Here is a 13757-nt window from a genome sequence, read left to right as displayed (position 1 = left end):
CTAAATTTCATGGAATACTTCCTTTACTATTGTAGCAAACTCTGCGGGATTTTCCACATGTATTGCATGGCCAACATCCTTAATTGTTCGATGCTTTACTTTTGCCAAATGCGCCTTCATTTGTACAGCAATTCCAACAAACTTCGTATCAAGCTCGCCTGTTATTAACGTTATAGGCATCTCAAGCGCTTTTAATTTGTCCCATAGCTGCGGCATAACACCTGTACCCATACCACGCAAACTATTAGCTAAGCCTTTTTCACTCTGCTGTAAACGCTCCTCGCGCACTGCCTGCTGAACAGTCTTTGGCAACCGCTTTTGTGATTGGAACAGCGGGATATTCTCCCATTTATCTACAAAGGCGACGAGCCCGCTTTGCTCAATTTCATTTGCAAGCTGATTGTCTGCCTTTTGACGAACCAATCGCTCTTCTTCATCCTTTAAGCCCGGCGATGCACTTTCTAAAATTAGCTGCTGAACTTTATTTGGATAACGAACAGCATAGGAAAGAGCAATACGCCCGCCAAGCGAATAGCCGAGTAAAATAATTGACTGCAAGTTAAGCTGCTCAAATAGTTTGTCTAGTAGCTCCACTTGCACATCTATCGTATAATGCTTCACATCCTCAGGGGCAGAGGTGTAACCATGACCAATTAAATCAATAGCAATTACACGTGCGTCTAGATTGTTGGCAAGCGGTAGCCATGTGTTTGAGCTACCTGTGAAGCCATGTAGACAAACAATTGTCTGTGATGCCCCGTCGTTCCAGCTACGTATATGCACCTTGATGCCATCTATTTCTGTAGCCATTTGTTCAGCTCCTCAGAGATACGCTGCCATAGTGCACGATGCGATGTGACGTTAACAGCACGGTCGGTCATTACCTCCAATAAACGCAGCGGCTCACTTTTATCTGCTTGCAACGCTGCCTCAAATGTTGCTAAATGCTCCAAACGTTCATATTGCACATCATACATTGCCGCAAGCTGCTCAAAAGTTAAAGCTGTTGGAGTACCAAATAAATCTTCATAATGTGCCTCTATACTCGCTTGTGGTAAATAAGAAAAAATACCGCCACCATCATTATTAAGTACAACAACCGTTAAATCATTTGCTTGATAACGTGAAGCGATGAAGGCATTGGCATCATGTAAAAAGGCTAAATCACCAATAATTAAATAGGTCGGTCGCTTGTGCACCGTACTAAAACCAAGCGCTGTTGACGTTACCCCATCAATACCGTTGGCTCCTCGATTTGCGAAAATGCGTATATCCTTATTCGTTGCTAGGAAAAATGTATCAATATCGCGTATTGGCATACTACTGCTAACAAAAATATCACTGCCATTAGGGACAAGCTCAAGCATCTTTTGCACGAATGCTCCCTCATCCTGTGCATGCGCTGTATATGCTGCGATATGCTTTCTTGCAATCCGCTCCGCCTGCTGCCAAAGGGTTAAATAATGAATGCTGTCTGTTTGCAACGTAAGCTGCTCCAACCATGCCCCTGGCTTACCTTGAATGAAGTGCGTCGAACTGTTCGTTGAATCACGGAATAATGCATCCTCATCAATGACAATATATTTTTCTGGCATCGTCTGTGTTAAAAACTGCATAACAAATTTTGATACAGGCTGTGCACCGAAGCGAATAACAGTATGTGCTGCAACCGCTTCCTTAAAATGCTCATTTTTCAATATTGCATCATATGTTGAAATCACATATGGCAAACAGTCTTCAGGTACAGCACCGCGCATATTTGCTAAGCTCTCAATTAATACTGGCCATTTACAGTTGCGAATAAAGGACCAAAGTGGTGCTATATCTAGCCCTAAAGGCAATTCACCAATAATGAGGATGCCATTTTCTGTGTCATTAATCGTTTGTGCTAAAAAATCACGTGCGGCCTGTGATGGTATGGTTTCCTGTAAAAAGCTCGCCTTAAATGTCAGCTCATTTAAGCTTCTGAAATCAATTAATAAAGGCTCACGTAATGGGATATTAATATGCACTGGCCCAAATGGCGCTGATGAAGCGATTGCCACTGCACGTCCTATATGATGCTCGATAAATTGCACAGTTTGCGGAGCTACATCTGGAATTGGAAATTCCATCGAATATTTGACATGCCCCCCGTACAAACGGATTTGATCTATCGTTTGCGGAGCCCCTACTTCACGCAGCTCATGTGGTCGGTCTGCCGTTAATACGATTAAAGGTACGCGAGCATATTTCGCCTCAATAATTGCTGGAAAATAATTTGCTGCTGCTGTGCCGGATGTACATAATAAAACGACAGGCTTAGCGCTAGCTTTAGCAATACCTAATGCATAAAAGGCTGCCGCTCGCTCATCAATTTGGCGATGCATCTTAACGCTTTCTGTTGACGCAAATGCATAGGCTAGAGGCGTTGAACGTGAGCCTGGGCTCACGACTACCTCCTCTACACCATGCTGCAATAATGAAGCAACTATACGGTACACATAATTCGTTAATATTTCACGTTCACTCATGAACTGCTCCTCCCAGCGCGCGTAGCATCGGTCTAAACTTCACTAATGTTTCTTCATACTCTGATTGCGCCTCAGAATCTGCTACAATGCCGCCACCAGCGTATAAATACGCAGCATTCCCGAGCAAGGCTGCCGAACGTATTGCTACTGCAAACTCGCCATTGCCATCTGCATCTAACCAGCCAATAGGTGCTGCATAGAGCCCTCTATTCATCGGCTCAAATGCACGAATAATTTGCATTGAATCAGCTCGTGGTACGCCACCAAGAGCAGGTGTTGGGTGCAAATCCTTCACCAATTGTAGAATCGTTGCGCCCTCTGCAAGCTGTCCTTCTACAGGTGTATATAAATGCTGAATATCGCGAATTTTTAAGAGCTTTGGCTGCTGTGGCACTTTAACAGTTGTACAATTTTTCTCAAAAGTTTCTGTAATCATTTCTACAACATAATGATGCTCACCACGATTTTTACTATCTTGTAACAAGCTTTGTCCCAATGCTTCGTCTTCCTCCGCTGTCGTACCACGCTTGATTGAGCCAGCGATACAGGAGGAATAAGCACGTCCATTTTCAACCTTTACTAAGCGCTCTGGTGAAGCACCGAAAAAGAGCATATCCGTGCGTTCGATACCGAATAAATAGCTTTCAGGCTGCTCATTGACAACATGAGACAAAATTTGCGGTGATGACACAGCCTCTTCAAACTGCAATGCTAGCGAGCGCGCAATTACTACTTTATCTGCCTCTTGCGCTTTGATTTTCGCTGTCACCTCATCAATTGACTGCAAATAAGCCTCTTTATGTGGCTCACTATAGGAAGTAATTTGTGGCTTTGCATAAGTTTTGACTTCCTTTACCTGTGCAGCGTGAATTAAAATATCACGCTGTTTACGCAGTTCATCAAAATGGGGCGCTGCGTTATCGCCATCTGTTATTAAATGAATGCTGACATACGCTTTATCGCCTCGAATCATTAGTTGGAATGTCGCGACCGTAAAATAACTCTCTGGAAAGGCACTCCATTCACCCGTCGTTTTATTCTCTGGGTCAAATGTAAAGCCGCCAAATAAAATGGGCTGTAGTTCCTCTTCCGTTACAATATTTTTCGTTAATTGCTTCCACTGCTTCTCAACTTCATCAAAGCGCATCATTGATAAATTATTTTCAATAATATGCGCATGTCCTAAGCCAACTAATGTTAATGTTTTTTCTCGATTTTGCCAAAAATAGCGCTGCCCTTTAAAAGATTCTTCCCCAGCCGCAAAAAAGGCAAGTGCCGATAAGCGGCTTACCTCGACTGTTTCCATATAGAAGATTGTCCCCGCATTTAAAGAGCCCGCTTCTACTTCAGTGGCATTGTACCACTTTTGTTGCATGAAAATTCCCTCCGTTGTTGCAATGTAAACGTAGCATTTTTTCTTATCTATTATTTGTCAATTATCCCGTCGGACATTCACTATGTCTTACCTTTTAATATTTGTTAAAAGCCTCGTACATGCAAAACAAGAATTTACGAGGCTGTCTGCAATTTTTAGACAGCTTCTTCTTTGCCGAATCAAGATTATCTGACTATCAATACTATCATATCACTTTTTTCTGTGTTGTAATATGAATAAGCGTATCCACTATCCATTTTTCTAATATTCGTATAAAATAGATTCGGTACTTTTTTTCTTTATTCATATTGGAATGAAGATAAGCTTGTGGCAAACTGTGTTCATCAATAGCCAAAGCGAAATTGATTTTGAGGGAGAGAAGTAAATTGACAAAGGTAATTGAGGCAGAACGGGGCTTTCAAGTATGGTGGCATTTAACCCGCCCACATACACTAACAGCTTCATTCGTTCCCGTGTTTTTAGGAACGGCAATTGCTGCCGCTATTTCAAAGCATGACATTAATTTTTTGTTATTTTTCGCCATGCTTATTGCCAGCATGTTAATTCAGGCGGCAACGAATATGTTTAATGAATACTATGATTATAAACGAGGGCTTGATAATGAGCATTCTGTCGGCATCGGTGGCACAATCGTGCGGCACGGTGTTGCACCAAGGACAATTATGATGATTGCACTCTGCTTCTATGGGCTCGCACTATTACTAGGAATTTATATTTGTGCCATGTCATCTTGGTGGCTTGCTGCCATTGGGCTTGTTTGTATGCTCATTGGTTATTTATACACAGGTGGACCTTACCCAATCGCATACTCGCCGTTTGGAGAGCTTGTATCTGGAGCAGTGATGGGCATGGGTATCGTCTTAATTGCTTTCTTTATTCAAACTGGCACTGTAACACTTGCAGCCGTACTTTTATCAGTACCTAGCATGATTTTAGTCGGCGGTATTATGCTTTCTAACAATATCCGCGATATTGTAGGCGATACAGAGGGCGGGCGCAAAACGATGGCCATTTTAGTTGGACGTGAAAGCGCTATTACCGTTTTATCATTATTTTTCATCGTTTCATATTTATGGATTATCGGTCTCGTTATCATTGATGATATTTCCGAATGGGCATTGCTTGTTTTACTTAGCTTGCCCAAGCCCTTAAAGGCAATCGCTATCTTTAGAGCTCATAAAGCGCCCAAAGATGTTATGCCTGCCATGAAATATACAGCACAAACAAACACGATTTTCGGCTTTTTACTAGGTATTGGTTTATTGATTTCACATTTAATTTAATGGGGTGGGGGCGCCAAAAAGCCGTGCATAGCCGGCATTTTGGACGCTGATGATGGTGTTTTGGCAAAGTATTTACTCCTATAAAGTAGAAAGAGCTTTCTTTGAAAATGCTAGAAACACAGGGTTTAGCTGTGTTTCTCCAAAATGAATGAGAAGAAGCAAAATCCCTCTTTCAATGCGATTTCTATACAAAATCATCTTTTTTGTGAAAATAACAACCTTTCAAAAGAAACTCTTTTCTGTTTTAACTAGTAATACCTTTGATGAAACATCATCAAAAAGTCCAAAAAGCAGGCAATGCACTGCTTTTTGGACAATCTCCTCTATTATTTAAAAGCCTGCGCTGCTGCTACAGCTTTTTTCCAGCCACTGTAAATCGCTTCACGATGCGCTTCGTCCATATCAGGTGTGAATTGGCGTTCTAAATTCCAATACTTTCCGATTTCCTCAGTTGATTGCCAGTAGCCTACTGCAAGCCCTGCTAAGTAAGCTGCACCTAAAGCTGTTGTTTCATTAATAACAGGACGATCTACAGGCACATTTAATAAATCTGCTTGGAATTGCATCAAGAAGTTATTAGCTACTGCACCACCATCCACACGTAGCTTCGCTAATGGAATATTGGCATCTGCCTCCATTGCACTTAGGACATCCTTCGTTTGATACGCTAATGATTCAAGCGTCGCGCGAACGAAATGCTCTTTCGATGTGCCGCGTGTTAAGCCGAACACTGCGCCACGTACATCAGAATCCCAATAAGGCGTACCTAAACCTACAAATGCAGGTACGACATAGACTCCTTCTGACGAATCGACACGTGACGCATATTGTTCTGATTCCTCCGCAGAACGGAACATACGTAAGCCATCACGTAACCATTGGATTGCAGAACCTGCTACGAAAATACTTCCCTCTAATGCATAAGTCACTTTTCCATCTAAGCCCCATGCAAGTGTCGTTAATAAGCCATTATCCGATTTTACTGCTTTTTCACCTGTATTCATTAACATAAAGCAGCCTGTGCCATACGTATTTTTAACCATGCCTTCCTCAAAGCATGCCTGACCGAATAATGCCGCCTGCTGGTCTCCTGCTGCACCTGCAATTGGTACAGAAGCTCCGAAGAATAATGATTCCTCAGTGTAGCCATATACTTCAGAAGAAGGACGAACCTCAGGTAGCATGGAAGCTGGTACATTTAAAATTTCTAGTAATTCCTCATCCCATTTTAAATCATAAATATTGTACATTAATGTACGTGAAGCATTTGAATAATCTGTCACATGTACTTTTCCACCTGACAGCTTCCAAATAAGCCATGTATCAATTGTACCAAATAGTAAATCGCCAGCCTCTGCTTGCTCACGCGCCCCTTCTACATGATCTAAAATCCATTTCACTTTCGTACCTGAAAAATAAGCATCAATTAATAGACCTGTTTTATCACGGAATAAATCATTGTAACCGTTTTCTCGCAGCTCCTCACAAATTGCATTTGTTTGACGCGATTGCCAGACAATCGCATTATAAACAGGCTTGCCAGTGTTTTTGTTCCAAACGACCGTCGTTTCACGCTGGTTCGTAATACCAACCCCAGCAATTTGCTTGGAATCAATACTTTTTTCAGATAACACTGCAGCAATACATGATAAGATTGAAGACCAAATTTCCTCTGCATGATGCTCTACCCAACCTGCTTGCGGGAAATATTGTTGAAATTCCTGCTGTGCAGTATGCACGATGTTACCGTTTTCATCAAACAGAATCGCACGTGAACTCGTTGTACCTTGGTCTAAAGCTAAAATATATTTTTTTTCTGTCATTAAAATTACCTCCAATTTTATCTTAGATTTGGTAGAAAACATCTACCAGGTAGTTCGAAAATCTAAACTAGCGTAAATTCTGTATTAACAGACTGTAAGCGCCCACATTAAAATATGTATTGATGTTGAGGGGTAACAGTCTATAAAATCCTATTTTCAGTCAACATAACGTCGATTACACAAGCATTTTCACAGAATGTGAAGTTCTTTTCTTAACTTATGTTCCCTACGAACAATCTTTTAAGAAGAATCCTCCTAAACTGAAAGTTCACTTTATTATACATTAATCATGTGCTTTTTTTACTGTTGCTTGTGCTAGAGCAAAAATTACAATTATAATAACAGCTAAAACCCAAAATGCTACACTGTTTTTACCTTCAAAAATTTGTTGGAAAAACAATGCGCCAAAAGAGCCGCCTAAAATTGGTCCAACAATTGGCACCCAAGCATATGACCAGCCCGAGTCACGTTTTCCTGGAATCGGCAATAAAAAGTGCGCAATACGCGGCCCTAAATCACGTGCTGGATTAATGGCATAGCCTGTTGGTCCTCCAAGTGCCATACCAATTACGACAATTAGCATACCTACTAAAAATGGATTTAAACCATCCGTAATCGTATTTGTTCCTAATGCTAAAATTCCTAATACGAGAATAAAGGTACCAATCATCTCTGAAATTAAATTTGAGAATGGATGATTAATTGCTGGCATCGTCGAGAATACAGCAAGCTTCGCATTAGGGTCTTGTGTACCTTTCCAATGTGGTAAATACATAAAATATACTAATGTTGCACCTAAAAATGCGCCAACAATTTGAGCTACGATATAAGCAGGCACATCTGCCCATGGAAAGTTACCAATCGTCGCTAGCCCAATCGTCAATGCTGGATTCAAGTGTGCTCCACTAATTCCACCTACCGCATAAGCAGCCATTGCTACTCCTAAGCCCCATGCAAAGGTAATAACAACCCATCCTCCACCGTTTCCTTTTGATTTGTACAATGATACGCCTGCAACAACACCGCCACCAAATAAAATAAGAATCATTGTACCAATTAGTTCAGCCGTAAATGCTGACATTTTACATCCCCCTTTAGTTAATGTGTATTAAGCGAAAGCACAAAAAAGACCCACATTTAAACAGCCTGCAAAATTTTTTGCAGATGCATAAATGTGGGTTCCTTTTCCTAACCACGCTTTGTATGAACTTGTATCCATTCTAGAGAAAAATACAACGATAGTCAACCTATTTTTCGAAATTTTCCCATAATTTTTTATCAGACGTCGTAATAGCGATAGCCCCCGCATCAATTGCCTGCTCTAGTTGTTCAGTTGAACGAATCAATCCACCTGTAATTACAGGCGTTTTCGTACGCTCATAAATTTCAGCAATCATCGTCGGAATAATGCCTGGTAGTAATTCAATATAATCCGGCTGCGCTGTCTCAATCATCATATAGCTTTTCTTTAGCGCGATCGTATCAATTAAAAAAACACGCTGAATCGCAATAATACCGCGCGATTTCGCTTTCACTAACACATTGGAACGCGTAGAAATAATACCAGCTGGCCGAATATCATTACATAAGAAATCGGCAGCAAAATTATCCGTTTTCAAGCCATGAATTAAATCTGCATGAATGATTAGTTTTTTTCCGAAGCGCTCCGCCTCCCGCTTCAAAGATAGCAGCAAGCTAATATGTACCTCTAGCAGCACGATGTATTCAAAAGAGCTATTCAAAATTTCATCAAATTGCTTTACTGTACGTGCCGCAGGGATAATTTTTTGCCCATTAAAATGCATACAATTCCTCCTTTTGAAAGAAAATCGCTATTTGAAAAAGCATTGCATTTTCAAACAGCCCTTGTTACAAAGGGGACGTCTGAAAAGTCATTTTGAGACGTCCACTTTGCGACGAGGGTAGTGACAATTTATTATGATCGCCACAGGAAAAAGCATTTTCAGCGAATATTTAATATAGTAACAGAGATTGGAGCTGTCCAAAAAGCCTTGCATAGCCGGCATTTTGGACAGTAGCGATGATGTTTCACAAAATGTTGATTCATATAGACAGAAAACGCCTCTGTTAAAAATGGGATGAACATTGGCTTTAGCAGTATTATCCTTCAATAAAAGGGAAGCGATGAAAACATTGATTTCAATGCGGTGGCAAAACAAAATGGACTTTTCGGTCAACTCCAGCCTCTTCTCTATTGTTTATTTAGCTGTTGTCGCTCTTGTAATTTCCTGCTCTAGCTGCTCCTCATATCGTGCACGTTGTTCAGATGTCCAACCTAGCTGTTTCGTCATCTCATTTAAAATCTCTGCTTTGTACTGCTGAACAAGTGCAATATGAAAGAACATATAACCGGTACGACGAATTAAAAAATCGTTTGGATGTGTAACCATCTCATGCTGAATACTATAGCAAAGTTGTGCATAAAGCCATGCTGGGAGAGCTGTATCATTATTTTCCATATATGCTAACAGCGTATCTGCATTGCTACCATACTGTTGCGCGATATATGTCGCTTGCTGTTCCGTTAACCCAAACTCAATACCTTTTTTTGTTTGTTTATAAATAAATGCCTTTAAATTGCGTGAGCCTCCAATGTCTCCACCCGAAATGGCAATATTTTTCGTGTTGCACGGCGCAATCTGTTTATTTAATTTTGGTGCTAAGTCTTTCACAATCATGTCAAGTACAGTTTCAGCCATTTTACGATAGCCTGTTAATTTTCCACCCGCAATTGTAACAAGACCCGATGCGGATGTCCACACCTCATCCTTACGAGAAATTTCTGATGGATTTTTGCCATCTTCATGAATTAATGGACGCACACCAGCCCAACTCGATTCAATATCAGCATCTGTTACTTGCACCTTTGGGAACATATAGTGAATCGCATCCATTAAATAATCACGGTCTGCCTGCTCTATATCCATCTCGCACGCATCACCTTTATAAAATGTATCTGTTGTACCTACATATGTTTTTCCATCTCTTGGGATAGCAAACACCATGCGACCATCTGGTGTATCAAAATAAACAGCTTGGCGAAGTGGAAACTTAGCCTCATCAAAGACAATATGCACACCTTTTGATAAGATTAAATGCTTTCCTTGCTGCGCTCCCTCGATTTTGCGTACCTCATCTACCCATGGACCAGCCGCATTAATTACCGTTTTTGCACGAATTGTAAAATGCGCATCATCGACAACGTCATGTGCAACGATGCCACTAATTTTTTCACTAGCATCATAAATAAATTGACTTGCCTTTGCATAATTAAGCAAGATTGCACCTTTTGCAATTGCCGCCTTTGCTACCTCAATTGTTAAACGGGCATCATCTGTACGGTATTCTACATAAACACCGCCACCGAGCAAGCCGGATGTTTTTACTAAAGGTTCTTTGCTACGTGTTTGAATGGCATTTAACATATAGCGACGCTCAGAGCGCTTTACACCTGCTAAAAAATCATAGACACGCAGCCCAATATTTGTTGAAAATTTGCCGAATGTGCCACCTTTATGAAACGGTAGCAACATCCAAATTGGCGTTGTTACATGTGGACCATTTTCATAAACAATAGCGCGCTCTTTCCCTAATTCTGCAACTTCCTTTATTTCAAACTGCTTTAAATAACGTAAACCACCATGCACTAATTTTGTTGACCGACTTGACGTTCCCGCTGCAAAATCCTGCATTTCAACTAAGGCAACCGATAATCCACGAGCACTTGCATCTAGTGCGATGCCACAACCCGTGATACCGCCTCCAACCACTAATAAATCATACTCCCTGCTTTGCAACTCTTCAATTGTTTGCTTGCGCTGTAACGATGAAGCTGAGCTCATAGCTTTTTCCTCCTCCATGTACGAAAAAAAGACCATTAAAAGCATATACACTTATCGCATATATGTTCTTAACGGTCTCTCAATCGCTCATACCAATTATTAACTTACCACTATTCTAATATGTCTATTACGAAAAGGCAAGTTAAAACATTATTCTGTTGTATATGCTACGATACAATCGTGTAAAAATTGCGAAGCTCCTACTGCTACACGCTCATCATAATAAGCTGTGAAGCGTTCATCAGCAACATACATTGCCGCTAATCCCGCATGAGCTTCCTTCGAATAATCCTTCCATGAAAACATTAGCCACCGCTTGTGTAGCTCAGCTACTTCATTTCCTAACTGTGAGGCTGGGTTACCCTCAGTCATTGCTTCCTGCAATCGCTCAAACAAGCTTTGCTCCAGCTGACCCATCTCCTCAAATTGCTGCTCTGTCATATTAAGCCACTTCTTATTGGACGCCTCAATCGTTTCATTACCGTAGCGTTCACGAATTTCCTTACCGTATTTTTCTTCGTTTTCTTGCAGTAGCTTTTCTTTAAAGCCTTTAAATTTTTCTTCATTGGACATCATTTTTCCCTCCTGTAACGCTTGAATTGTGTGGTCTACCGTCTGCAGCAATTGCTCAATCATCGCATTTTTTTCTAGCAAGTGCTGTCTGTGACTTTCTAATGCATTCATCACATTAAAATTCGGTGCGTGAACGATGTCTTTAATTTGCTCTAATTTCATATCAAGTGCTCGATAAAATAAGATTTGTTGCAGTAAATCAATTTCCTTTTGTGAATAAATTCGATAGCCGGCTTCATTTTTCATCGCAGGAGACAGCAAGCCTATTTCATCATAATAGCGTAGCGTGCGTGTGCTAACACCTGACATTTTAGCTAGTTTATTAATTTTCATCTATTCATCACCTCTACGCTTACTATAAATGTTGACGTAACGTCAAGGTCAACATCTTATATAAAAAATTTTTCTAACCTGTTTATTTCACTGCAAATTTTTTATAATAGTTTATAACAGGGGGGATACAACATATGAACATGACAGAGCAATTAAATTCCGCACTTCAACTTAGAAAAGAAAATAAATTAATAGAATGCAATAAAATTTTACTACAACTAGCCGAACAAAATCCAAACAATGCCTATGTAAACTACCAATGTGCATGGAGCTTCGATAGTCTAGGGGAAGAAACAAGAGCAGTTCCTTACTATGAAAAAGCTATTCAAGGTGACCTAAATGACGCGGACATGGCAAACGCCCTTCTAGGACTTGGCAGCACATTTAGAACACTTGGCAAGTATGAACAATCAAAGGAAATTCTAAACAAAGCGGTCGCACTATTTCCAAACAATCAAGCCCTGCAAGTATTCTATGCCATGACTTTATATAATTTAAACGATCATCAAAAGGCTATGGAGCTCCTGCTGAATTGTCTCATAAACAGCTCTTCAGATATAAATGTACAACAATATAAAAGAGCTATTCAATTTTATGCAGATAAGCTGGATGAGACGTGGTTGTAGAATGCCAAAGGATTCTTTTAAATAATTTTATATTACATTATTGAAAAATAAAATTTTATTGTGCTTGTTTGAAGGATTGCTTCGTTCTATATTTTTGTGGCAAAATAGATATTTCAATTTTTCTCAAAAAACATTTCCATCTATTCATTTTCTCTAATATTATTAAATAGATAGGAGGTGAAATTAATTGAAATATAGACAGCTTGAAGCAATTATAAGGAGAGTGGAGGATCAGCATCCTGATTATCATTATTTTGTTGAGCAATATTCATTAACTGCTGCTGGTATAGCAGGTGAAGATGAGGTTTTTTATTTTTTACAAGAACTTGCCGTACCGCATCGGATATTGCGCAATTTTTGTATAATCGATTCTGCATTGCACATGCATGAAATTGATTTTATCGTTATTTTTTCATCCTTAATTATTTGTTTAGAAGTGAAAAATATGACCGGGCAATTGAATTTTGATATCGAGGCGTCACAGCTTCTACGCACACGTTCTGATGGTGTGGTTGAACGTTTTCCAAATCCTGTTGAGCAGCTAAGACGTCATACGCGTTTTCTTTCCTCTCTTTTCCCACATGTTCCTATAATTGGCGCAGTCGTCATCGCAAATCGCCGCGCAATTATTGGTAACCGAAGTCCCCACATCCCAATTTTCCATACAGATTATATTTGTAGCTTTATTGAAAAAAGTTTAAAGCAGTACAGTAAGCCACTACTTGATTTAGATGTTTTTTATGAAAAACTTATAGGGCTACGGTCTCCGCCAGTAAAGAGGTTTTCTTTCAAATTAGCTCAATTAAAAAATGGTGTATTTTGTTCAAAATGTGCTTCTAAAATGGATTTTGTACATGGGAGGTTTGTTTGCTCACACTGCCATTTACAAGATAAATATGCGTATTTTCAGGCATTACATGATTTTCGTTTATTAGTGGATACAAAAATAACAAATCAGCAATTTTGCACGCTATGTGATATACCATCAAGATATGCAGCGATACGTTTACTCAAATTTTTTCCAGTTATAAAGCAAGGACGCCATACTTATTATGAAATTCCTGAACAAATTCTTACTATGAAGTAATCGAAAAGTCACGATTCACACATTAACCAGTCAAATTCGCACGTAAGACGCAGAAATTCGCACGTGGAATCAATGATTTCGCACGCAAAGTCTGGGAATTCGCACGAAACATCAGAATTTTTACTTGATTCTTTGTTTGCAAATAAAAAGCAGTACACGTCCTATGACATGCACTGCTTTTTAAATGACCCGTACGGGATTCGAACCCGTGTTACCGCCGTGAAAGGGCGGTGTCTTAACCACTTGACCAACGGGCCTTT

Annotated in this window: 12 protein-coding genes and 1 tRNA gene; 3 read left to right on the top strand and 10 right to left on the bottom strand. The window is 40.0% G+C overall.

What is annotated here, in order from left to right:
- From menH to MHB51_RS00055, 3 genes are read right to left on the bottom strand one after another with little or no spacing between them, the layout of a single operon-like run.
- Positions 1-810: a 2-succinyl-6-hydroxy-2,4-cyclohexadiene-1-carboxylate synthase gene (gene menH, locus MHB51_RS00065; protein ID WP_342558731.1), complete on the bottom strand. Its 810-nt coding sequence runs from the start codon at positions 808-810 to the stop codon at positions 1-3.
- Complete coding sequence (menD, locus tag MHB51_RS00060) at positions 795-2513, bottom strand: 2-succinyl-5-enolpyruvyl-6-hydroxy-3-cyclohexene-1-carboxylic-acid synthase (protein WP_342558730.1); 1719 nt, start codon at positions 2511-2513, stop codon at positions 795-797. The genes menH and menD overlap by 16 nt, the downstream gene beginning before the upstream one ends.
- On the bottom strand, positions 2506-3888 hold the full coding sequence (locus MHB51_RS00055) for an isochorismate synthase (protein ID WP_342558729.1): 1383 nt from the start codon (positions 3886-3888) through the stop codon (positions 2506-2508). Before MHB51_RS00055 ends, menD begins: the two co-directional genes overlap by 8 nt.
- A gap of 386 nt (positions 3889-4274) precedes the next feature.
- On the opposite strand from MHB51_RS00055, the gene MHB51_RS00050 reads away from it, so the two are divergent.
- Positions 4275-5192: a 1,4-dihydroxy-2-naphthoate polyprenyltransferase gene (locus MHB51_RS00050; protein WP_066161727.1), complete on the top strand. Its 918-nt coding sequence runs from the start codon at positions 4275-4277 to the stop codon at positions 5190-5192.
- Positions 5193-5518: 326 nt separating this feature from the next.
- Here the strand turns inward: MHB51_RS00050 and glpK are convergent, their stop codons facing one another.
- From glpK to MHB51_RS00020, 6 genes are all read right to left on the bottom strand, one after another.
- Positions 5519-7015 (bottom strand): glycerol kinase GlpK, encoded by a 1497-nt coding sequence (gene glpK, locus MHB51_RS00045; protein ID WP_342558728.1) that lies wholly within the window; start codon positions 7013-7015, stop codon positions 5519-5521.
- 283 nt (positions 7016-7298) lie between these two features.
- The gene (locus MHB51_RS00040) at positions 7299-8096 is read right to left on the bottom strand and encodes an MIP/aquaporin family protein (RefSeq protein WP_342558727.1); all 798 of its coding nucleotides are present in this window, start codon (positions 8094-8096) and stop codon (positions 7299-7301) included.
- 166 nt (positions 8097-8262) lie between these two features.
- Positions 8263-8820: a glycerol-3-phosphate responsive antiterminator gene (locus MHB51_RS00035; protein WP_342558726.1), complete on the bottom strand. Its 558-nt coding sequence runs from the start codon at positions 8818-8820 to the stop codon at positions 8263-8265.
- A 158-nt stretch (positions 8821-8978) separates the two neighbouring features.
- Positions 8979-9122 (bottom strand): hypothetical protein, encoded by a 144-nt coding sequence (locus MHB51_RS00030; RefSeq protein WP_342558725.1) that lies wholly within the window; start codon positions 9120-9122, stop codon positions 8979-8981.
- Positions 9123-9234: 112 nt separating this feature from the next.
- A complete protein-coding gene (locus MHB51_RS00025; RefSeq protein ID WP_342558724.1) occupies positions 9235-10878 on the bottom strand; it encodes a glycerol-3-phosphate dehydrogenase/oxidase in 1644 nt (547 codons plus the stop codon).
- Positions 10879-11028: 150 nt separating this feature from the next.
- Positions 11029-11784: a MerR family transcriptional regulator gene (locus MHB51_RS00020; RefSeq protein WP_342558723.1), complete on the bottom strand. Its 756-nt coding sequence runs from the start codon at positions 11782-11784 to the stop codon at positions 11029-11031.
- Between the two features lie 140 nt (positions 11785-11924).
- Between MHB51_RS00020 and MHB51_RS00015 the strand changes: the two genes are divergently transcribed.
- The gene (locus MHB51_RS00015) at positions 11925-12410 is read left to right on the top strand and encodes a tetratricopeptide repeat protein (RefSeq protein WP_201261933.1); all 486 of its coding nucleotides are present in this window, start codon (positions 11925-11927) and stop codon (positions 12408-12410) included.
- Positions 12411-12597: 187 nt separating this feature from the next.
- Complete coding sequence (locus MHB51_RS00010) at positions 12598-13497, top strand: nuclease-related domain-containing protein (protein ID WP_342558722.1); 900 nt, start codon at positions 12598-12600, stop codon at positions 13495-13497.
- A 185-nt stretch (positions 13498-13682) separates the two neighbouring features.
- Here MHB51_RS00010 and MHB51_RS00005 read toward each other — a convergent pair.
- Positions 13683-13754: transfer RNA gene (locus MHB51_RS00005), tRNA-Glu, on the bottom strand.
- Positions 13755-13757: the final 3 nt, after the last annotated feature.

Source organism: Metasolibacillus sp. FSL K6-0083, assembly GCF_038630865.1.
GTDB lineage: Bacteria > Bacillota > Bacilli > Bacillales_A > Planococcaceae > Metasolibacillus > Metasolibacillus fluoroglycofenilyticus.
The sequence above is the reverse complement of the archived record's forward strand: the minus strand, read 5'-3'. Positions and strand labels throughout refer to the sequence as shown.